This window comes from Acinetobacter sp. FY683, from assembly GCF_059515885.1.
Genome location: NZ_JCAKNA010000016.1, coordinates 18,022 through 39,087, shown reverse-complemented (window position 1 = coordinate 39,087; position 21,066 = coordinate 18,022). Strand labels below are relative to the sequence as shown.

General features: G+C 35.3%; 22 protein-coding genes. 8 read left to right on the top strand and 14 right to left on the bottom strand.

Features of this window, described 5'->3' with window-relative positions; genetic code table 11:
• Window positions 1–88: 88 nt before the first annotated feature.
• Window positions 89–640 (top strand): 2,4'-dihydroxyacetophenone dioxygenase family protein, encoded by a 552-nt coding sequence (locus AC5YDH_RS09810; RefSeq protein ID WP_496119011.1) that lies wholly within the window; start codon window positions 89–91, stop codon window positions 638–640.
• A gap of 63 nt (window positions 641–703) precedes the next feature.
• On the opposite strand, the gene AC5YDH_RS09805 is transcribed toward AC5YDH_RS09810, so the two are convergent.
• A complete protein-coding gene (locus AC5YDH_RS09805) occupies window positions 704–988 on the bottom strand; it encodes a GNAT family N-acetyltransferase (RefSeq protein ID WP_496119009.1) in 285 nt (94 codons plus the stop codon).
• 45 nt (window positions 989–1,033) lie between these two features.
• Complete coding sequence (locus tag AC5YDH_RS09800; RefSeq protein ID WP_496119008.1) at window positions 1,034–1,321, bottom strand: GNAT family N-acetyltransferase; 288 nt, start codon at window positions 1,319–1,321, stop codon at window positions 1,034–1,036.
• Between the two features lie 186 nt (window positions 1,322–1,507).
• Between AC5YDH_RS09800 and AC5YDH_RS09795 the strand changes: the two genes are divergently transcribed.
• The 5 genes from AC5YDH_RS09795 to AC5YDH_RS09775 all read left to right on the top strand — a co-directional run bounded on the left by AC5YDH_RS09795 (window position 1,508) and on the right by AC5YDH_RS09775 (window position 6,660).
• Window positions 1,508–2,701, top strand: a complete 1,194-nt coding sequence (locus AC5YDH_RS09795; RefSeq protein WP_496119006.1) for a sugar transporter — start codon at window positions 1,508–1,510, stop codon at window positions 2,699–2,701.
• 310 nt (window positions 2,702–3,011) lie between these two features.
• On the top strand, window positions 3,012–3,974 hold the full coding sequence (locus AC5YDH_RS09790) for a TerC family protein (protein ID WP_496119004.1): 963 nt from the start codon (window positions 3,012–3,014) through the stop codon (window positions 3,972–3,974).
• A gap of 202 nt (window positions 3,975–4,176) precedes the next feature.
• The gene (guaD, locus tag AC5YDH_RS09785) at window positions 4,177–5,502 is read left to right on the top strand and encodes a guanine deaminase (protein ID WP_496119002.1); all 1,326 of its coding nucleotides are present in this window, start codon (window positions 4,177–4,179) and stop codon (window positions 5,500–5,502) included.
• A 213-nt stretch (window positions 5,503–5,715) separates the two neighbouring features.
• The gene (hpt, locus tag AC5YDH_RS09780) at window positions 5,716–6,243 is read left to right on the top strand and encodes a hypoxanthine phosphoribosyltransferase (RefSeq protein WP_496119001.1); all 528 of its coding nucleotides are present in this window, start codon (window positions 5,716–5,718) and stop codon (window positions 6,241–6,243) included.
• A 165-nt stretch (window positions 6,244–6,408) separates the two neighbouring features.
• A complete protein-coding gene (locus AC5YDH_RS09775) occupies window positions 6,409–6,660 on the top strand; it encodes a GlsB/YeaQ/YmgE family stress response membrane protein (RefSeq protein WP_496118999.1) in 252 nt (83 codons plus the stop codon).
• 57 nt (window positions 6,661–6,717) lie between these two features.
• On the opposite strand, the gene AC5YDH_RS09770 is transcribed toward AC5YDH_RS09775, so the two are convergent.
• The gene (locus AC5YDH_RS09770) at window positions 6,718–7,413 is read right to left on the bottom strand and encodes a DsbC family protein (RefSeq protein ID WP_496118997.1); all 696 of its coding nucleotides are present in this window, start codon (window positions 7,411–7,413) and stop codon (window positions 6,718–6,720) included.
• Window positions 7,414–7,521: 108 nt separating this feature from the next.
• Window positions 7,522–8,469 (bottom strand): CDF family Co(II)/Ni(II) efflux transporter DmeF, encoded by a 948-nt coding sequence (gene dmeF, locus AC5YDH_RS09765; protein WP_496119053.1) that lies wholly within the window; start codon window positions 8,467–8,469, stop codon window positions 7,522–7,524.
• A 55-nt stretch (window positions 8,470–8,524) separates the two neighbouring features.
• On the opposite strand from dmeF, the gene AC5YDH_RS09760 reads away from it, so the two are divergent.
• Together AC5YDH_RS09760 and AC5YDH_RS09755 are read left to right on the top strand one after the other, a co-directional pair.
• Complete coding sequence (locus AC5YDH_RS09760) at window positions 8,525–8,791, top strand: metal/formaldehyde-sensitive transcriptional repressor (RefSeq protein WP_496118995.1); 267 nt, start codon at window positions 8,525–8,527, stop codon at window positions 8,789–8,791.
• 109 nt (window positions 8,792–8,900) lie between these two features.
• Window positions 8,901–10,073 carry an MFS transporter gene (locus AC5YDH_RS09755; RefSeq protein ID WP_496118993.1) on the top strand — a complete coding sequence of 391 codons (1,173 nt, stop codon included), beginning with the start codon at window positions 8,901–8,903 and terminating at the stop codon, window positions 10,071–10,073.
• 232 nt (window positions 10,074–10,305) lie between these two features.
• Here AC5YDH_RS09755 and AC5YDH_RS09750 read toward each other — a convergent pair whose 3' ends face one another.
• The 10 genes from AC5YDH_RS09750 to rpmH form a co-directional block, all read right to left on the bottom strand.
• Window positions 10,306–11,118, bottom strand: a complete 813-nt coding sequence (locus AC5YDH_RS09750; protein WP_496118991.1) for an OB-fold protein — start codon at window positions 11,116–11,118, stop codon at window positions 10,306–10,308.
• Window positions 11,119–11,542: 424 nt separating this feature from the next.
• Complete coding sequence (locus tag AC5YDH_RS09745) at window positions 11,543–13,981, bottom strand: DUF927 domain-containing protein (protein WP_496118990.1); 2,439 nt, start codon at window positions 13,979–13,981, stop codon at window positions 11,543–11,545.
• Window positions 13,982–14,092: 111 nt separating this feature from the next.
• Window positions 14,093–14,302 carry a helix-turn-helix domain-containing protein gene (locus tag AC5YDH_RS09740; RefSeq protein WP_496118988.1) on the bottom strand — a complete coding sequence of 70 codons (210 nt, stop codon included), beginning with the start codon at window positions 14,300–14,302 and terminating at the stop codon, window positions 14,093–14,095.
• Window positions 14,299–14,541, bottom strand: coding sequence for a helix-turn-helix transcriptional regulator (locus tag AC5YDH_RS09735; protein ID WP_496118987.1), 243 nt, complete (start codon window positions 14,539–14,541; stop codon window positions 14,299–14,301). Before AC5YDH_RS09735 ends, AC5YDH_RS09740 begins: the two co-directional genes overlap by 4 nt.
• Window positions 14,542–15,048: 507 nt before the next feature.
• Complete coding sequence (locus AC5YDH_RS09730; protein WP_496118985.1) at window positions 15,049–16,299, bottom strand: tyrosine-type recombinase/integrase; 1,251 nt, start codon at window positions 16,297–16,299, stop codon at window positions 15,049–15,051.
• Between the two features lie 203 nt (window positions 16,300–16,502).
• The gene (mnmE, locus tag AC5YDH_RS09725; protein WP_496118983.1) at window positions 16,503–17,858 is read right to left on the bottom strand and encodes a tRNA uridine-5-carboxymethylaminomethyl(34) synthesis GTPase MnmE; all 1,356 of its coding nucleotides are present in this window, start codon (window positions 17,856–17,858) and stop codon (window positions 16,503–16,505) included.
• Window positions 17,859–17,949: 91 nt separating this feature from the next.
• Window positions 17,950–19,716, bottom strand: coding sequence for a membrane protein insertase YidC (gene yidC, locus AC5YDH_RS09720; protein ID WP_496118981.1), 1,767 nt, complete (start codon window positions 19,714–19,716; stop codon window positions 17,950–17,952).
• Between the two features lie 5 nt (window positions 19,717–19,721).
• Complete coding sequence (yidD, locus tag AC5YDH_RS09715) at window positions 19,722–20,042, bottom strand: membrane protein insertion efficiency factor YidD (RefSeq protein ID WP_321090297.1); 321 nt, start codon at window positions 20,040–20,042, stop codon at window positions 19,722–19,724.
• Between the two features lie 9 nt (window positions 20,043–20,051).
• Window positions 20,052–20,444, bottom strand: a complete 393-nt coding sequence (gene rnpA / locus AC5YDH_RS09710) for a ribonuclease P protein component (RefSeq protein WP_496119051.1) — start codon at window positions 20,442–20,444, stop codon at window positions 20,052–20,054.
• Between the two features lie 29 nt (window positions 20,445–20,473).
• On the bottom strand, window positions 20,474–20,608 hold the full coding sequence (gene rpmH / locus AC5YDH_RS09705; protein ID WP_000831329.1) for a 50S ribosomal protein L34: 135 nt from the start codon (window positions 20,606–20,608) through the stop codon (window positions 20,474–20,476).
• Window positions 20,609–21,066: the final 458 nt, after the last annotated feature.

The following is a 21,066-nucleotide window of genomic DNA, read 5'->3' as shown; positions in this document are numbered from 1 at the left end:
AGATATTGTGAATCCAAATAGGGTAATCAAGTATTTTTTCTTTGCTACTATGAACTCACAAATTGCAGCACAATAAGGATTTTTAGCAATGAATGTTCAAAATAAAGCAATAGAACAATATGCAGAAGATATGCCATATCAACTACCACAAGTCCCTTACATGCCACAAGAAATTGTGACTCAAGAAGTACTCAGTGAAATGCTTAAAGATGATGATCTTTGGGTTCCAAGTTCAGAAAATGGTTGTGTAAGTTTTAAACCATTACTTCTTAGTGTAAGTGGTGGATATTTCATTAATTTATTACGAGTAAAAAAGAGCGGAATTTTATCGCGTCATCGTCATAATGGTCCTGTTCATGCTTTTGTACTCAAAGGTCGCTGGCATTACTTAGAACATGATTGGGTTGCTGAAGAAAACTCTTTTGCTTTTGAACCACCAGGTGAAGCACACACACTTTATGTTCCTGAAGATGTAGAAGAAATGATTACGTTATTTACCGTTTATGGTGGTTATATTTATGTAGACCCATATGGTAAAGCTGAAGGTTATGAAGATGTATTTACCAAGCTAGAACAAGCACGTGCTCATTATAGAAAACTTGGTATTCCAGATTCTGAATTAGAAAAAATTATTCGCTAATTAAAAGCCCGCGAATGCGGGCTTTTTTCTATTTTAGATCGTTCAAAAGTAATGTTTTAAGAATTAAACCTTCACATCAGCCAAACTTTTATCTCGTCTAAACATCACTTCAACATAAGAACAAGTAGGTAAAATTTTAAGGTTTTTTTCACGTGCAAACTCAACCAAAACATCAAGCAATTGACGCGCAACACCTTGTCCACGCAAAGAATCATCTACCCATGTATGATTTGCAATAATTGTATGTGTACTGCTCCAAACATAAGTAATTTCAGCAATTCTTTCCCCAGTATCATCAACCGCAAAAAACTCACCCAATTGACCATTGTCTATATGTTGAAATTGCATGGCAGATCTCTATAAATTTCTAATTAAATAGTAGCTGTGAATATGTTAACCGAATAGAACGTCACGAATAGAAGAATCTTTATTAAAAACAGATTTTGCAAAAGGGCATAAAGGTAAAATTTTCACCCCCTTATTCCGTGCATATTCCACAGCACGACTCACCAAAAGCACACCCACATTTTGTCCACGTAATTCATCTTCCACATGGGTATGATCAATAATAAACTTATCATCACCTGCCCAAGAATACGTCATTTCAGCCAAATGATGACCTTCTTCACCAATATAAAACTCACCCTTAGAACCATTTTCTTGATGTTTAATTTCTAACACTTTTTTATCCTTCAAATTATTCTTAATTTTTAAAATGCCATGTTTATTTTTTATGTACTGTTAATTTTTATTACTTTAAATATCATTAAGTCACATACCAAATCTATCATGAGAAATAAAACACATAACTTAACTTCACACTAAATTAAGCCTACAATTCACACAAATACTCTTTGCAATTTTTTTATGAAAACGTCCCCCGTAGAAGCAGAATCAACAACCAAACAATGGATTTGTGTGATTACACTTGCTTTCGCTGCTTTTATATTTAATACAACAGAATTTGTGCCTATTGCTCTCTTAAGTGATATTGGTAATAGTTTTGGAATGCCCGCGACAGATGTTGGCATAATGATTACGCTCTATGCATGGGTTGTGGCGCCTATTTCCTTACCTATTATGTTGCTCACAAAAAATATCGAAAGACGATTTTTACTAACTGTTTTATTCATTGTTTTTATTGTAAGTCACGTTTTATCTTATTTTGCATGGAGCTTTACGGTTCTACTCATTAGCCGTATTGGTATTGCATTTGCACATGCATTATTTTGGGCAATTACTGCATCTTTAGCTGTTCGCGTAGCACCTAAAGGCAAAGAGTTTCAAGCATTGGGTTTACTTGCAACAGGCACAGCTTTAGCCATGGTTTTAGGTATTCCTTTTGGTCGTATGATTGGTGAAACATACGGATGGAGAAATACTTTTGGGCTTATTGCCATTTATGCCACCATTGTTTGTATTACATTGGCGAAAACCTTGCCTTTACTACCAAGTGTCAATTCAGGCTCAATCAAAAGTTTATCTAGTTTTGTAAAACGTCCAAGCCTGATGATGGTTTTTGCATTAACTATTATTATTATTACAGCGCAATTTACCGCTTATAGTTATATCGAACCTTTTTCACTTAATATTGCTCAATTCAGTTCTGCACAAACCACAACATTGTTGCTTATTTTTGGTGGTGCAGGCTTCTTTGGTTCTTTCTTATTTGGCAAATTTGGTGCTAGCTATCCAAAACTTGCAATTCCATTAAGTACATTTTGTTTAGCCATTTCAATGCTTCTTCTATTGCCATTATCGACAGGCTTTCTAAGTTTAAGCGCTGTTTGTTTATTTTGGGGCATGGGCATTATTGGATTTAGTCTTGCACTTCAGGCAAAGACTCTTAATTTAGCTTCCGATGCAACCGATGTTGCTATGGCAATTTACTCAGGCTTATACAATGTTGGTATTGGTGGTGGTGCATTATTAGGTGGTCTAGTTAGTACTCATTTAGGACTCAGTTATATTGGTATTATTGGCGGTATTCTTGCGGTTTTAGGAACATTAATCACATTAGTTTTAGTACGCCGTGCAGACTTTATACCAAATAAAATTTAACTGTTTTAATACGTGAGTATTTGCAGATTGATTAAAAATCTGTCATGCTTTGCGCATATTTGGATTTAATCCAAAACAAAATTTAGTTGAACAAGGGGAGTAGCCTCCTCCAAGCGTTAAACACTCTTTTTGAATATTTAACGTGTCAGAATATCGTCATTACACTTTGCAAAAAGTCGGTATCTGAGCATCTTTTTTAAATATAAAGATGTAGGCAAGACCTTGATCATGTTGTTACAGATGTTTTATTTCATCTGGCGACTGGTCAAGGTTTTTTTATGGCTGGTTGTTAGATGTGGAGAATTCCCCCATGGAAACAATCGGCACTTTATGGCTGTATTTAGCATTTTTCGGCATTGTGACCGTCATGCTTATCATCGACTTTTTAGGTTTTAAACAAAAACAAGGTCAAGAAGTTAAAGTTAAAACCGCAGCATACTGGAGTATTGCTTGGGTTACAGTCGCGACTTTATTTGGTGGCGGCTTGTGGTTATATCTAGAACAAACCGCAGGTGCTGCAGTCGCTAACACCAAAGTTATGGAATACTTTGCAGGTTACTTACTTGAAAAATCACTCGCAATTGATAACGTCTTCGTTTGGCTCATGATTTTCGCAGCATTTGCTATTCCACCTGCATTACAACGTAAATTACTGTTATACGGCGTATTAGGTGCAATTGTTCTACGTACTATCTTTATTTTTATTGGTGCTTGGTTTGTTCAAGAATTCTCTTGGATTCTCTACATCTTCGGTGCGTTCTTAGTTTATACAGGCTTCAAGTTCTTAAAAGGTCAAGATGATGACCCGAATATTGAAGATATGGCAATTCTAAAATGGCTACGTAAGCACATGCGTATTACGCCAAAACTTGAAGGTGATAAGTTCTTTGTTCGCCAAAATGGTATGCTTTGGGCAACACCACTTTTTTTAGTGTTAATTTTAGTAGAAGCATCTGACGTTATTTTCGCAGTCGACTCTATTCCTGCTATTTTTGCAGTAACAACCGACCCGTTCATTGTATTAACTGCAAACTTAATGGCAATTTTAGGCTTACGTGCAATGTTCTTCTTGTTGTCTGGTGCAGCATCTAAAATGCATTATTTACCGTACGGCTTAGGACTTATTTTAGTGTTCATTGGCTTCAAAATGTTAATGCTAGATGTCTTCCACATGCCAATTTGGATTTCACTTGGTTTTATTATTATTACGCTTGCTATAACCGCAGTATTGTCTATTCGTCATAGTAAAAAGCATAACGAAACCACTTTATAAAACTAAAGATGTTTCATAAAAGCCTTCCTTTTTAGAGGGCTTTTTTAATGCAGCAGATTTTAACTTTGACCATTTTAATACCTACTATAATTTTTAAATGATGATCCTAATATCTAAATTGGTAAAGATTATGTGATGAATCATGGAAGAGTTTATTTTTTAAGTTACAATCAATCGAAAAAAGTACAACCATAGGTTTCCCATGTCTTCAATTTTATCTTCTACAGCCATTCGTGGTCGTTTTCTCGATATTCAAAATACAGTTTCAAAAGCATCCGATATCGACCAAGCTGTTCGATATATTGAAGATGGCTTACTCATTAGCCATGAAGGAAAAATTTCATGGTTTGGTACTTGGGAAGAAGGGCAATCTCAACTTAAATCAGATACAAAGGTTCAGCATTATCCTGATCAATTAATTGTTCCAGGTTTTATCGACACGCACATTCATTTTCCACAAACAGAAATGATTGGAGCTTATGGCGAACAGCTTTTAGAATGGCTAAATACCTATACATTCCCCACAGAAATTCAGTTTGAAGACAAAGCTTATGCAGACAAAATTGCAAAATTCTTTGTAAACGAACTTCTAAAAAATGGCACAACAACGGCACTAGTTTTTTGTACGGTTCATCCTCAATCTGTAGATGCTTTATTTGAAATTGCAGAACAGCACCAAATGCGTTTAATTGCTGGTAAAGTGATGATGGATCGTCATGCTCCTGAAGCACTTTGTGATACTGTAGAAAGTGCGTACACAGACTCTAAAGCACTTATTGAAAAATGGCATGGCAAAGGTCGTAATTTATATGCGATTACTCCACGTTTTGCACCTACATCTACACCAGAGCAACTCACTGCGGCAGGCAAACTTAAAGCAGAATTCCCTGATGTTTATGTCCATACGCATTTAAGCGAAAACAAAAATGAAATTGCATGGGTAAAAGACTTATTCCCCGAGCAAAAAGGCTACTTAGATGTTTATCATCATTATGGTTTAACAGGTTCACGTTCTGTATTTGCACACTGCGTACATTTGGAAGATGAAGAATGGGACTGCATGCATAAAACCGACTCTGCAATTGCATTTTGCCCAACATCAAACTTGTTCTTAGGAAGTGGTTTATTTCCTTTGAAAAAGACATGGGAAAAACAAGTAAAAGTAGGCTTAGGGACAGATGTAGGGGCAGGGACTTCATTTAACCAATTACAAACGCTGAATGAAGCTTACAAAGTTCAACAACTACAAGGCGATAAACTATCTGCATTTGAAGCGCTTTATCATGCAACAATTGGTGGGGCAAAAGCTTTAGATTTAGATGAAAAGTTAGGTAACTTTAACATTGGAAAAGAAGCCGACTTTGTTGTTTTAGATTTAAAACCAACAGCCATTCAAGCTTTACGTCAAGAACGTGCTAAAGGTATTGATGATGCTTTCTTTGCACTGATGACTATGGGGGATGATCGTAACATTCATAGCACTTATATTTTTGGTCAATTGGCTTATCGCAAAAATAACGCTGAATAATGAATATCTTTCATCTTTTGTCTATTGAATGAAATTTACTAATTGTTCTATTTCATTTGATGAATATTTCACAATTTGAAAAACAATGATTACATTCTAAACAGGCAAAAGGGATGCATCTCAATTACAGATGTATTAAAATTAAGATAATATGAGGTGTTGCTGGTCAACACCTTTTTTATTTTTTTATTTTTTATCTTTAGGTATCTACCCATGACCGTTCAAATGAGCGTAATGATTTCCACAGAAGAAATCCAAGCTAAAGTTAAAGAGCTTGGTGCAATTATTGATGCACACTACGCAAACAGTGACAAAGAATTAGTACTTGTAGGTTTATTACGTGGCTCTGTAATTTTCATGTCAGATTTATGCCGCGCAATAACGAAACCACATGAACTAGATTTTATGACGGTATCAAGTTATGGCGGTGGAACTGTATCTTCAAAAGACGTTAAAATTTTGAAAGATTTAGACGGCGAAATTCGTGGTAAAGACGTTCTTGTTGTTGAAGATATTATCGATTCTGGTAATACATTAAGCAAAGTTTTAGAAATTTTAAGCACCCGTCAGCCTAATTCAATTGAGCTTTGTACCTTAGTTAGCAAACCTTCACGCCGTGAAATTGATTTAGAAGTTAAATTTTTAGGCTTTGAAGTAGAAGACAAATTTATTGTCGGTTATGGCTTAGATTACGATCAAAAATATCGCCATCTTCCATTTATTGGTGAAATTGGTCTTTAAGTAATTTTTAAAAAGTGGCGTAAGCCACTTTTTTTTATTTTTAAATTGTAGTGAACAAAAAAACAACAACACTTTTCCTTAACTTTCTTTTTTCTTTAAGATTTTTATTTAATGATATATCTATACGTTTTTATAATACAAAGATAAATAACAAGGAGATTTACGATGTGGTCACTTATTGTTGCAATTGTTGTTGGTTTTTTTGCAGGTTTAATTGCACGTGCTATTCATCCTGGTAAAGATAAAGCAGGTTTTTTTGTTACAGCTGCACTAGGGATTGCTGGTTCATTACTTGCAACTTATGGCGGACGCTTCTTAGGTTTATATGCTGAAGGTTCAAGTGCAGGATTTATAGCATCTGTTATTGGTGCAATTATTATTCTATTTATTTATAATTTTGTTGCTAAAAAATCTTAATTATTCAAATAAAAAAAGCACCTTTTACAGGTGCTTTTTTCAGCTTTAAACTTTTGCTTACAAACCAAATTCTTTAAATATTTGTTCAATTTGTTCTGCAGGGTAGGCACCTGAAACTTTAAATCCATTTTCAAAAACAATAGTTGGTGTGCCATTAACTCCTAAAGTACGTGCCAATGAAAGGTTACGTTCAACAGGGTTTTCACATGTCTTTTGACTTGTTGGTTCATACCCTTTACCAATTAAATCATCCCAAGCTTGTGCAGGATTTTTTTCACAGAAAATTTTCTTAGATGGTGCAACCGATTGTGGTTTAAATGCTAAAACAAAAATATGAATAGTCACATTATTTAACTTTTTAAACTCAGCTTCTAATTGCTTACAATAAGGGCAGTTTGGATCTGTAAATACCGCAATTTGACGTTTACCATTACCTTTTACAATTTTAATAGCATCATTTAACGGAAGCTTTTTCCAGTCCAAAGAGTTTTGTTGAACCAATAAACTTTTAGTTAAATTTTGCTTATCTTTTAAACGCACCATAGAGCCTGCAACAATATGCTGAGCATCATCGTTTAAATATACAACCTGCCCATTTAAAGAACCGCTATAAATTCCTTTCATTTCTGTTGTTTGAATATTCTGAATATTCACATCTAGTGAATTTTTTGCGAGATTCGTTTTTACCGTATTAATATCTGCAAATGTCATGGTCGACAAAAGGGCCGTTGCCAACATCATATATTTTTTCATTTATTTCAGTTCTCTTTTAAAACCTTTACAAGTGTAACGTGTAATCTTTCCGCTTGTGTTGATTTTTATTAACTCAAAAATTAACCAATCCGTTCCACGTGGAACAAATTATTTTTGATTAATTTCGACAGAAATATGAACAATTTCATCATGAATTGAAAGTTCATTTCGAATATAATCTGCATCAAATTGAGCACTACTTTCTAATGCCAAGATACATGCATATTTTCCATTACCTACTTTCCATACGTGTAAATCTGTAATATTTACAACATAAGGAAGCTCTTGAATAACAACTCGAATTTCTTCAACAACTGGCTCATTCATTTCAGCATCAAGCAAAGTTTTTCCTGTTTCAGACATTAAACCCAAAGCCCATTTTGCAATTAAAATTGCCCCAATTATTCCTAGCACTGCATCTAGAAAATCCCATCCCATATATTTACCAGCACACAAGGCTATAATAGCCAATACAGAAGTCACAGCATCTGCCACCACATGTAAAAATGCAGCTTTTTGATTTAAGTCATGATGGTGATGATCATGGTCGTGAGAATGATTGTGAGGATGGTGCGAATGTCCGTGATCATGCGAGTGATGATGTTCTCCATCATGAAGTAACCAAGCACAAATTAGGTTAATAACTAAACCTAAAATCGCAATCGGAATTGCTTCGTTATAGTGAATTTCAACAGGATTCATTAGCCGAATACATGATTGAACTGCCATAAAAATAGCAACAACTAACAATAAAATTGCGCTGCTATATCCGGCTAAAATTTCAATTTTCCATGTACCAAAACAAAAGCGTTTGTCATTTGCATAATGACGTGCAGCACGATATGCAAAATAAGCCAAACCAAGTGCAAGCATATGCGAACTCATATGCCATCCATCGGCTAACAATGCCATGGAATTAAAAAACCAACCTCCAAATACTTCTAAGATCATCATGACTGCCGTTAGAATAGTAGCAATCAAAATGCGTTTTTGAGCAAGCGGATTTCCCTCATCAAACTGATGAGAATGAATTCGAGATGACTTTAAATTTTGCATAATCATTAGAAATTAATATACTCCCCTATAGTATATTCCCATTTGGAGAATTTGTGTGAGCCATGTACATCAAGATAAGAAAATTTTGAATCGCGTTAAGCGCTTACAAGGTCAGTTAAATGCAGTAGAGCAATCAATGATTCAACCTGAATCAAGCTGCATTGAAGTTCTTCAGCAAGTTGCTGCTATTCGTGGTGCTGTCAATGGTTTAATGAATGAGCTTACTGAAATGCATTTACGTCATCATGTATTACATGATGCTGAACATGTGAATGAAGAGGAGCTTGAAGAGTTTTTTAAGTTATTAAAACGGTATGGTTAATTTTTTAAAATTTATTTTGATCTCTTAATATTTTTGTTTTTAAATTAAACATCTCTTCTTTTTTTACCTCATGTTTTATTTAAAGCATTCGGTACACGCGATTTTAAATATGACTCAATCACAATGGCGACCATTTTTAATGGTTAGCCTTGCCCTTTGTATCGGCACAATTGGTACAGCTTTAGCGAGCCCACTTTATCCAATTTATCAAGAGTTATGGCATTTACTTCCTAGTCATATTACTTATATTTTTGTTGCCTATATGTTTGGATGCTTAGCTACATTGTTGTTTTTAGGGCGTGCTAGCAATAGTTTTGGCTTTTTAAGAACCTTACAAGTCGGTCTATTACTCATTATTTTAGGATTAGCATTATCTAGTGTTGCACCGAGTGCATTATGGTTGTCTTTTGGGCGTTTTATTATTGGTATTGCATCTGGGCTAATTAGTACATCTGCCATGCTAGGCTTAATTTACACTATTCCTGAAAGTCATAAACAACAAGCAGCTCAGCTAAGTTCTGTGATTACCGTTATTGGCTTTGGTTTAGGGCCTTTTATTGGTGGAGTGATTGCCCAATTTTCACAGTTTCCATTATTTACACCCTATATTCCTGTCATTATTTTTGCAATTTTGTGTTTAATTGGCTTATTGTTTATTAAAGTCCCTCATTTCAAAAAACAGACTTTTTCTATCGCACCACATTTAGAAATACCAGAAAAAAAATATAAATCCGCTTTTTTTATTGCTGGACTTACTGCTTTTTGCGCTTTTGCATCATTTAGCCTATTTGCATCACTCGCACCATCTTTTGTCAAAGAAGCAATTCCTTGGCATGGCCCATTCGTCAGTGGGACAGCTATTGCGAGTATTCTTTTGGTTTCGGCATGTGTACAATTTTTTGCGAAAGGTTTAAAACCTGAAAAATCATTAAAACTAGGGTTAAGTATTCTTATTTTAAGTTATGTGCTTCTCGCACTTTGTATGACTCAACATCTCAGCTTTTTATTCTTTGTAAGTGATATTTTAGTTGGTGTTGGGCATGGTTTCGGCTTACTTGGTGCTTTTGGTTTAGTACATACCATGACGCATAGTGAAAATCGTGCGGGGGTTATTTCAACTTATCTGTTTATTGGGTATTGGGGCACCATTTTACCAATTATTGGTACAGGTTATTTGTCGGATCTTTTTGGTTTAGTGGTTGGTGTTTTAGGTTTTTGTATCGTAATAGGTTTGTTATGTTTTAGCTTATTAGCTTGGCAAAGAAAAATTAAAACTACTTAATTTATCTAAATAAAATAAGCCCTCAATTGAGGGCTTATTTTATTATTCAATGAAACTATTTCCCAATACAGAATACAATAAAACAAAATAAAAATATTAAATTCAACAGCTTACCAATAATCTAATAGTTTAGTGACTAATTGGTGACTAAATTTACAATGTTTAAGAATCATTTATACACACGTTAGAAATATATTTTCAGCTATGTTTATTACCCCCAAAATACATCTTTTTACTTCTCTAAATGTTTTAACTTTTCTTTTGATTCAATTGCTTTAGGAAATTGGGCTTTTAGCTCATCAGTAGTTTTTTGAACATCCTCTTTCTTAACTGTTTTTGAAATTTCGTCAATACAGGTTATATCTACAACTTTACATTTTTCAAAATCATTAGATACTTTGCTTAAGCCTAACGTTGAAACAGCATAGGTAAAAACGGCTTGTTTATACTGACTATTTTTCCCAGACAAATCTTTATCTTCAAACTTTAAAGCATCATCAAGTATTTGCTTTTCAAATGTTTTTAAGAAAATACAATCTTCTAAAATAGGACTCCCTGCTATTTCACTATTACCAGTACACAAGAATGTAACTTTATCACCCTTATTTAATTCAGCTACTTTTCCTTGGTCAATTTTATTAAATTTTAATAATGGTGAATTAAAGCCATAGTTAACATTAGTCTTTAAATTAACAACTGGTTTATCATCTATGCCAGCCTCAATTCCACCTATAGCACCAGTGATAAAGAATTGTTTATCTTTATATAAATTATTAGCTCTGATTTCATTTTTATCGTAATCGCTTGTGATTTTTTCGGCTGTGTAAAGAGGATAGTATTCAGTAATTTGAACATTCCCACCATCAGATAATGTTTCAAATTCATCTTTTATAGCAAATTCTAAAAACTCTTTACCTTTTTCAGAAAACAACTCTTCTTTTACTTTCGTATTGTTTATATCTTGTTGACTAGTTGAATTATCTTTACTTTCTTGACCACAGCCAATAAGGAGTAATACACCCATTAAAATTGATGTTTTTTTCATAATCGATTAATTTTAAAACAAAAATACATACTAACCAAATATAAACAGATAATCCATAAACAGTTAATATGTTAGTAACGTGTCCGTAAAATCTTATTAATTTAGTACTTTAATTTTTTTTGCAGAAATCTTAATAATATTCTCTCGTACTGCTCAATTAAATCCTAGATAGTTTTTGGACGACTTAAAGGAAATGATTTTTTCAAACACATATTTTATAAGGGTAACGTAGGTAACAGGGGTAACACCCTTAATATAGTATCATTTCAGACTGTTACCTCACTTTTATTAAATAGGTAACAAAGGAAACAAATAAATTGATTTAATCGAAAATTGTTACCTCTGCTACCTTTAGTATTTAAGTATAGGTAACACACTCTAAGCCTTTATATATAAGCCTGTTACCTCTGTTACCTCTGTTACCTTAATTTAAAGCTCCCCAGCTAAAAATAGATTCTTTCACAGCATAAACTTTGATTGAATTAGCTTTAGATGGGAGTCTCACAGTCTTACCTGTCTTACCTGTGTCATGCTCAAGTAAACCATAAGCTTGTAATGCTTTTGCGACTTTTCGGCTATCATAGCCCTTGCATACTTCCTTTTTAAATTGTTCATTCAGCACATAGAATATCTTTGCACCATTGTCTATTTTCCAATAACCAACACGGTTAATAATTTTCTCGTTGTGGTCAGGGTCGGGGGTAACCGCTTCAAATCGGCTTGATTCATTCGCCTCAAAAAATGCCTTAACATGAGTAATCATTTCTCTATGTTCATAATCACCAACTTGCTCAAAACCATTTAACCACTGATTAAAAACTTTCTTTACAGCATTCAATGCTGTGCCTGTTTTCCATCCTGTGATATTGGCTTGAGTTGCAAGCTCTCCAGCAGTTGCTACAAGCGCAAAATAGTTCGCTACTCGTGTGATATGCCCTTGAGTATTGCTCTCTGTTAAAACCTCTCTATAAGCCTCCAGCAAAGCTCTAGCATCATCCATAATTCGACTTTTATCATGGGTTAGATACTCAAGCCATCGAATGCCAGCCACGCCATAACAATCATTAATACGCTTGTTTAATTCAATCGCTTGCTTTGCTCCATCCTCTGCAAAATCGATACAATCAAAAATACCGTATTCAGATTGGTCTATATCAATATCAGCTAAACGTATTTCTTGCCCAAGCTTAGCTTTTTGACCTTGCTCAAGCATGATTTCTTTCAAACTCTTTTCACCACTTGATAAAAATAATACTTTCCATTTATACGTAGCCTTTGCTGTAATTTGTTTAGTCATGCGACCTTTACCCGAACCATTGGCAAGCATATAAATGATATTGCCTAACTCTTTGGGGTTCGCTATTTCGCCAATTTCATCCAAGACTAAAAAGCTATCATTGTGCATATAAGCTGTATGCTCTATCGCATTACCCGTTGCTTTCCATGTGCGATAAAAATTCTTTGGATTACCCCATACAGAACACGCTAAATTTAAGCCTGTGCTTTTTCCTTTAGATGAACCGCCTTTAAAGTGAAAACCCCCACCTTGTTGGTTAAGAGGGTCAAGCAATTGTCCAGCAAACGCTGTGCATAATGAAAATACTAATAAGCTGTGATTCTCTACTAATGTAGATACAACACTTTGCCACTGTTCTAATGTGCCTTTAGATTGATAGAGATTATCTAAGCCGTGATTTGCTTGATAAACAATGATTTCATTATTTGCACTTGTTCCGAATTTCTTATGAGGCAATACAAATACATTTTCATGCCATCCCACTTTATCTACACATAAAGCACGTTGCTCAGTTGGGTAGTTCATTAGATAGCTTTGAAACAGACCTCTTGAGCGATAATCAGACGCTATTTTCACGCCTTGATAAGATAATGTTTTACGTAAATCAGCGCCATCAGTTTGGAATAACTCCATAGATAAAGCCTGTGTATGCTCTATATCATTATCATCTTTCCATTTGAGTAAAACGCCCCAGTTATTACTCGTGCAATCATGGGTTTTTGCTTCAACCATAATTAAGCTAGATACAAAGCGTTTTTGTGATAGTCCATTTTTATCATTATCAATATAAAAAACACCATCCTTTAAAATGTGAAAATATCCATTTTCCCACTTCATTGGTTTAGCTAAATGACCTTTCTGCAAAGTCAGCTTTTTAGGTGATTTCTTTATGGCTTCATCAAGAACTTTTTTAACATCTCTAGCATCATCATACTGGGATAAATCAACGAAACAGTCATCACCATCTATGATTTGATACTGATTAAGTAAACGTACTTGAGTTGTATTTTCGAGTGTTTGATAAGGCTCTGTTTTAATGTGTTCAGCTCTGACAGGCAAATATAGATACTGATAACCAGCATTTGACAACTGATTAATTACACACTCTATTTGCTTAAAGTCTTTAGGCTTTAATTCAGTTAAATGCTTATTACATAGATGTGGCAATACAACCAAAACAACGGCATAACCTGTTTGTGCAAGTTTGAAAAATTCCCCTAGCGCACGCGCGATTATAACAGGCTTATCTTTCTCTAAATCACCATAATAGGCAAAGCCTTTACTGTGTCCATCAGGAATGATTTTCACTGGTTTTTCATCTTGCAATACAGCACATTGAATAGTTTCTAAATGCTCATCATAGAGAGGAAAAATCAAAGGATTTTCGTACCCGATTCCCTCAACTTCCACATTTGTTTCATCAACATAAATCGAGCAATTAGGGCTACCAAAACGCTCAATAATAGGGTGACGCATAAATGCGCCATCCTGTGGATTTAAGGTCTTACAATTTGCTAAAATATCACTAGGCTTTTCTAAGCTCGGGGCTTTTTGATATGCGTTCATTAGCTCCCCCCCTTTATGCTTTAATTAGGCATTCAATGCCGATTAGAAAAAGAATATAAATCACCCCATAAAACAGCCCTAAAGCTAAATCAAATAGATACTGTTTCATGATTACGCCTCTTTAAGTTCATAACGTGCATGGCTGGCATGATTTAAAAGGTTTTTCACTTTATGCGTCACAATGTCATAACCATCATTGCGTAAACTCTTGATAATTGCGCTTAGGCGATAACACATAAACAAATTGATTGCTTCGGCTTGTGAAAGGGTGTGACCTTGTTTTAAATGATTAAGAATTAAAATCTTTTGTGAATGAATCATGGCTTAACCTCCATCATTGCAATAGAGGCATTACGGTTTGCTATGCGTTCCGCTATCCATAAATCAATCTCAGATTCAAGCCACGCTACACGGCGTTCAGAAAGTACAACAGGTTTGGGAAATCGACCTTTAGCCATTTCTGCATAGATTGATGATGCGCCCATACCAATTTTGATTTGGACTTCCTTACGGCGAATTAAACGCACATTTTGAGCTTGTTGCTCTTTTAACAATGTCATAAGACACCTCATTAAAAGGTTGCCTAGACACAAAACAGAAAGGATTAGAAAGAGATAGAAAGGGCATTGCTGAAATTTAAAGCGCAACTATCTACAACATCCATCCACTAATAATATGGAATATGTTGGAATATAACTCATAAAAATAATTCAATAGTCGTTTGCGCTCAAATCATGAACAATTAACTCAATCGTTTTACATTTCTAAAGTTCCTTTAGGTTTGTACCTATCAGTAGGCGATTACAAAATACTGTGAAGCGTCAACTTCACTCCGAGCCCGATGCGTCAACATCGGGTTTTTTATTACATAAAATAAAGTGTGCCTGTACCGTATCAAGGGTCTAATCAGACTTCACTTGAACAAACTAGAACACTTTGTATGCAACTAAAACAAGTCTAACTTGCCCTTATCATAGAATGCAATTTTTTTTTTAACCTTTATTTGCTTTACTGATATTGAATTTCATCAATAACATGATTACAATGCGCCTCCCTTACAAACAGGCTTACACACTTTTATATTTATTGTTAAAAAACAATATATTAGATTGATAAATCACATCAAAAATAAAATTACTCCATTTTTGCATCATCTTTATTCGTTCCTCTGCATACTCAGCTTTGTTATATGTTGCACGTACACCAAAGGCAGAATGGTTCAAACATTTCTCGATTGCATCACGATTAAAGCCTTGCTCGTTTAAATGGGTGCTTGCCGTTCGCCGTAAATCATGAATTGTAAAATCAGGAATATCAGTTAAAGCCAAAGCCGATTTTTGTGCCGTATTAAACGCATTATGACTAATATGCGTACCACTTTTACGACCTACAAATACATAAGGCTCATCACCAGCAATCGTTTTGAGTTCTTTTAAAATCTCAATAATTTGGTCAGACATATAAACGACCATTTCACGGCTGTGACCTGTTTTGCTATCTGCTTTTGTTTCAGGAATACGCCATATCCGTTGCTCAAAATCTATATGCGACCATTCAGCTCTCAATAGCTCTGATTTTCTTAATAGTGTTAGCAATGAAAGCAGTAAGCCTAATTTTCTAGCTCTATAAATTCTTGAGTTTAAAAGGGTCGTATAAAACTTTCGGATTTCATCTATAGATAAATATCTATCTCTAGGTTTACTTTTGAATACATGCCTTGTTGGAATAGCTAAAACAGGATTAAAAGGAACAATTCCAAGCGTCACAGCATAATCAAACATGCGTTTTAATAAACCTCTGACTTGATTTGCAGAAGCATCATAACCTTGCTCTTTCTTACGCCATATCACACGGCGAATATCATCTGTGGTGATTTTATTTACAGCAATATTCCCTATAAATGGATAAATATCATTATTCAAACATAAAGTCATGTTGTATGTATTTTTACGGTCTTTTGCTATTACGTCTTTCAAATAGCTTTCACCATAATCTTTAAGCAAAACACTTTTTAATCTTCCTATTTTTTTATCTTCTTTTTCTTGTTTAGGTGAAATACCTTTCGCAACTTGCGTAGCTGATTCATCTCTCAACTGTCTAGCATCTTGCAAAGATAAGTCAGGATAGCGACCTAAAACGATTCTTTCCTGTTTACCGTTCAAAGAATAGCGATACCACCAAGACTTCACCCCAGTAGTCGTAATATCTAAAAAAAGCCCATTCGCAATTTTATCTTTTGCTGTGTAACGCTTGTCTTGTGCTTTTAGATTTTTAATTTCTCTATCTGTAGAAAAAACGATAGTTTCAGACCTAGCCATATTTAGTCACCATGCAATAAAATATAGTCACTTCCATCTTGTGACTTACTAGTGACTAATAAAATCATAGCACTAGATGAATATATAGAACATATAGGAACAATAAAAAGGCAACAAAAAAGCACTAAGTTCATAAAACTTAATGCTTTTTAATTTACAAAACAACTTACTGGAACATATTGGAATAATATTGAATTTTGAAATTACTTTCCAATACAGAATGATCCGAAGATTTTTCCAAGTAAATCATCTGCACTAAAATCACCAGTAATTTCACCTAATGCATTTTGAGCTAATCGAAGTGACTCAGCAACCAACTCACCTGCGTTATAAACAACTAGTTGCTCACGTGCTTCAGCAAGATATTCCTGAGTACGCTTCATTGCGTCTAAATGACGAGTTCGAGCAATAAAGGTATCTTCTTCTGGTTGGAAGCCTGCATGCGCTGTAATCGCATCTATGAGCGATTGAACTCCAGTTTCTTCTTTTGCTGAGACCGTTATATGGCGGAAACTCTGAAAATCCGAAATTTCAGCAGTTTTTCCAGTTAAATCACACTTATTACCAATCAACATTAAGCGTTTTGGCTCAATATGATCCGCAAAATACTCTTGAGCAAGTTCAAGCGGGTTGTCACCTTGGCTTAAGTCATAAACAAGCAATAACAAATCAGCTTGTTCAATTTCTTTAATCGCACGACGGATCCCTTCTTTTTCAACAATATCGCCAGTTTCACGTAAACCAGCTGTATCTGTAAGCGTAATTGGTAAACCATTTAGCGTAATTTTCTCGTGTAGAACATCGCGTGTTGTACCCGCAATATCCGTCACAATTGCACGTTCAATACCTGCAAGCGAGTTCAGTAATGAGGATTTACCCGCATTTGGCTTGCCCGCAATAACAACTTGCAAACCTTCACGTAATAACTGACCTTGACGTGCAGATTGCTGTACAGCCGTAACTGAATTTGCCACACCATCTAACAGATTTAAAATTTTACCATCTGCCAAGAAATCAATTTCTTCTTCAGGAAAATCAATGGCAGCTTCAACGTGTAAACGTAAATGGATTAGCTGTTCCAATACTGTATTTACTTTTGTTGAAAATGCGCCTTGTAACGAGCGTACAGCAGAGCGTGCTGCAGCCTGTGAAGTTGCATCAATCAAGTCAGCAATCGCTTCTGCTTGTACTAAATCAAGCTTACCATTTTCAAAGGCACGCATTGAAAACTCACCAGCTTTAGCTGCAATTGCACCTAATTCAAATAAACGTGCAAGTAGGGCATTTTGAATGACAGGACCACCATGTCCTTGCAACTCAACAACATCTTCACCTGTAAAAGAGTTTGGATTTGGGAAGCATATTGCTAAGCCTTCATCCATCACTTCATTATTCGCATCATAAAACTGACGGAATCCTGCATAACGTGCTTTTGGTAATTCTTTTTGTATTAAAGCTTCTGCAATAGCATAAGCCTGAGGACCAGATAGGCGAATCACACCGACACCACCACGACCTGGTGGTGTGGCAATTGCAGCAATAGTGGTTCGGTTTTGCATAAAATTCACCTAAAAATCGAAAACAACAGACAAATAAAAATCCGCCTAAGATTACCATCTTAAGCGGATTTATTCAGCTATTCAGCAAGTCTTACTTTGCTTCGTTCGCTTCTTCACGTTTTACACGGTCTTTTTCAACAGATTTGTTGATTAAACCTTGCTGTAAAATCGTAATACTGTTGTTACAGATCCAGTAAAGTACAAGACCTGCTGGGAAGAACAACATGAATACAGTGAAAATAATTGGCATAAATTTAAATACTTTCGCTTGCATAGGATCTGCAGGCTGAGGATTTAAACTTTGCTGAATGAACATCGTTGCCCCCATTAACAATGGAAGAATGAAATACGGATCCATTGCTGATAAATCCTGAATCCAAAGAATCCAAGGTGCATGGCGTAGTTCAACAGATTCCATCAACACCCAATACAACGCAAGGAAGATTGGCATTTGAAGTAATAATGGTAAACAACCTGAAAGTGGGTTCACTTGTTCACGTTTGTAAAGCGCCATCATTTCTTGAGAGAAACGCATGCGGTCTTCACCAAACTCTTCTTTCATGCGTTGCATTTCTGGTGCAATCACACGCATTTTCGCCATAGAGCGGTAGCTCTTAGACGATAAAGGCCAAAGAATAAGCTTAACAAGAATCGTCAATAGAATAATTGACCAACCCCAGTTTCCAACAATACCGTGGAAGAATTGCAAACCTAAGAATAAAAGTTTAGCAATTGGCCATAACCAACCATAATCAACGGTTTGATTTAACCCAACAGCTAAGTCTTTTAATTCAGATTGAATTTTAGGGCCAGCATAGAATGTCGCATCAACTTCAGCCACTGTACCCTTAGGAACAGTAATTGTTGGTGAAGTAAAACCAATGATATTCATATCATCAGCAGACTTACGAGATTCTAATTTTGCTGTAAATGCTTGACCATCATTTTGCGTTAACTTGATATCACCAGGAATCCAAGCACTTACAAAATAATGTTGAACCATTGCAACCCATGCATCTTTAGCCTCAACACTTAACTTTTCTTCGTTAAAATTAGCGAATTTAAGTTTATTGTAATGCTCTTCAGGTGTACCCCAAGCGCCGCCCAAGAATGTACCTAAAGTAAAAATACCTTGGTCAGACTTGCCTGGATCTTCTGAGTTGTCACGCTTAAGTTGGCCAAACATTTGACCTTGCCAAGGAGCTGCACTGCGGTTAATTACTTTATGGTTAACAACAACTGGGTAATCACCTTCCTTAAATGTGAAAGTCTTGAGGATTTCAACACCATCAGCTGTTTTATATACCATTGGAATAGTTAAAACTTTAACTATTTTTCCATCTTTATCTTTTATTTCTTTAGCATCAGCTAAATTATATGAAGCTTTTTCAAACTCATATACAGGACGACCATTACGGCTGCTATCTGGACCATTAAGACCAATTAAGCCAGATTGTGCGACATAAGTACGTTTTGCATCGCTTTCGAGCATAACGAATGGTTCATCACTGTCTTTATTTTTGTCATGGTTGAGTAATTCAACACGAACAATATCACCACCTTTAGGATTAATCCAAAGATGATAAAGGTCAGTTTTTACTGAAATAAGTTGTTGACTTACAGGTGCTATAGCATCCGAAGTTTGTTGCTGAGTTGCAATATTTGCTTGCGGCATATCAGTTGTTGCTGTAGCCGTTTGACCATTTGGCAAATCAGCAGACACATCTTTTGAAACTGCAACAGCTTCTTGCTGTACTTTAGGTTCCACGTGTCCATAATCTTTTTGCCAAGCCAAAATGAGCAAATATGCGACAACAAACATAGCTCCTAGAATGGCAATCCTGGCCCATTGTTGCATATCAATTACCCCAAGTGGTTAGAGTGATTTTGGTTCATTAAACGATCACGAAAGGGTACAACAACGTGAAGCGTTTGAGAATCTATTTGCTGAAATGAAATAAAACGAATTACCTTTGGAGGGACTGGGTCATAACCCGATCCTCCCCACGGATGACAACGACAAATACGTCTAGTCGCCAGCCACACACCACGCACAGCACCATGTGTATGGACTGCTTCCAATGAATATTGAGAACAAGTGGGAATATAACGACAGCGAGGTCCTAATAAAGGACTAAGCGCAATCTGATAGAAACGTATAAACCAATGCAGTAAACGAACCATTGGCCATCTCTACTTTTGTGGGGATGGAACTATTTTTGAATGCTTTTTGGCAAGGCGTTGCAATTTTTGCCAAGCACTTTGTAATTGCTGATGCAATTCAGCGTTCGAAATTGTATCAATACCTATTTTAGGCATAACAACAATATCTAAATCATCTAATTGCTGTTGATGCAGGCGAAAACTTTCGCGAGCAAGACGTTTTACTCTATTTCTTTCATGTGCACGACGCACTTTCTTTTTAGCAACAACAATACCCAAACGGCTATTAGGCAATTCGGAACGTTTTGCTAAAAATAAGAAATGGGGCTGATGCACTTTAAAAAGCGCACCATCAAACACACCTTTATAATCAGCAGCACAGCGTAATCGAACCTCTGTACTGAAGCTATAAAGTTTTGTTATAACACCCAAGGTAATAATACCTTAACTGATTAAACAGTTAAGCTATGACGACCTTTTGCACGACGGCGAGCTAATACTTGACGACCAGCTTTTGTAGCCATACGAGCACGGAAACCATGAACGCGCTTACGCTTTAATTCAGATGGTTGGAATGTACGTTTCATATTGAAACTCCAAATATGATCTTGCTATGAAGGTTCGCGATTTTAGTGCTCATTGCTTGAGCTGTCAATGAAAAACGCGATTTGTAACAAAAATGATGCCTTTTTTTATTGTAAGACTTTAAATAAAAAATTTAGTCTGAAAAATCAATTCACAATGCAATATACTGATATATCTAAAGTAATAGTAATATCAACACCTTTATCTTCAACTTTATCCACAATAGGTAATTTCTAAATGAATTTATACAGCCATATTTTTGAATTTAAAATTACCCACAAAAAATAGCCCTCATATTAATAAATTCAAATTTATAAATTTAAATTTATTATTATTAGTGTTGATTATTTCTGTGGAAATCCACTTTTTTTCTTTTTTTAACAGTAGTTTACATTGTGGACATATGTGTTTCAATAAAAAGAATACTTTGTGGATAAGTTTGTGATATATTTTATCCACA

Coding starts and splice junctions, on each gene's coding strand:
- AC5YDH_RS09810 (WP_496119011.1), top strand. CDS start 89: ATGAATGTTCAAAATAAAGCAATAGAACAATATGCAGAAGATATGCCA.
- AC5YDH_RS09805 (WP_496119009.1), bottom strand. CDS start 988: ATGCAATTTCAACATATAGACAATGGTCAATTGGGTGAGTTTTTTGCG.
- AC5YDH_RS09795 (WP_496119006.1), top strand. CDS start 1,508: ATGAAAACGTCCCCCGTAGAAGCAGAATCAACAACCAAACAATGGATT.
- AC5YDH_RS09790 (WP_496119004.1), top strand. CDS start 3,012: ATGGAAACAATCGGCACTTTATGGCTGTATTTAGCATTTTTCGGCATT.
- guaD (WP_496119002.1), top strand. CDS start 4,177: ATGTCTTCAATTTTATCTTCTACAGCCATTCGTGGTCGTTTTCTCGAT.
- hpt (WP_496119001.1), top strand. CDS start 5,716: ATGACCGTTCAAATGAGCGTAATGATTTCCACAGAAGAAATCCAAGCT.
- AC5YDH_RS09775 (WP_496118999.1), top strand. CDS start 6,409: ATGTGGTCACTTATTGTTGCAATTGTTGTTGGTTTTTTTGCAGGTTTA.
- AC5YDH_RS09770 (WP_496118997.1), bottom strand. CDS start 7,413: ATGAAAAAATATATGATGTTGGCAACGGCCCTTTTGTCGACCATGACA.
- dmeF (WP_496119053.1), bottom strand. CDS start 8,469: ATGCAAAATTTAAAGTCATCTCGAATTCATTCTCATCAGTTTGATGAG.
- AC5YDH_RS09755 (WP_496118993.1), top strand. CDS start 8,901: ATGACTCAATCACAATGGCGACCATTTTTAATGGTTAGCCTTGCCCTT.
- AC5YDH_RS09750 (WP_496118991.1), bottom strand. CDS start 11,118: ATGAAAAAAACATCAATTTTAATGGGTGTATTACTCCTTATTGGCTGT.
- AC5YDH_RS09745 (WP_496118990.1), bottom strand. CDS start 13,981: ATGAACGCATATCAAAAAGCCCCGAGCTTAGAAAAGCCTAGTGATATT.
- AC5YDH_RS09740 (WP_496118988.1), bottom strand. CDS start 14,302: ATGATTCATTCACAAAAGATTTTAATTCTTAATCATTTAAAACAAGGT.
- AC5YDH_RS09735 (WP_496118987.1), bottom strand. CDS start 14,541: ATGACATTGTTAAAAGAGCAACAAGCTCAAAATGTGCGTTTAATTCGC.
- AC5YDH_RS09730 (WP_496118985.1), bottom strand. CDS start 16,299: ATGGCTAGGTCTGAAACTATCGTTTTTTCTACAGATAGAGAAATTAAA.
- mnmE (WP_496118983.1), bottom strand. CDS start 17,858: ATGCAAAACCGAACCACTATTGCTGCAATTGCCACACCACCAGGTCGT.
- yidC (WP_496118981.1), bottom strand. CDS start 19,716: ATGCAACAATGGGCCAGGATTGCCATTCTAGGAGCTATGTTTGTTGTC.
- yidD (WP_321090297.1), bottom strand. CDS start 20,042: ATGGTTCGTTTACTGCATTGGTTTATACGTTTCTATCAGATTGCGCTT.
- rpmH (WP_000831329.1), bottom strand. CDS start 20,608: ATGAAACGTACATTCCAACCATCTGAATTAAAGCGTAAGCGCGTTCAT.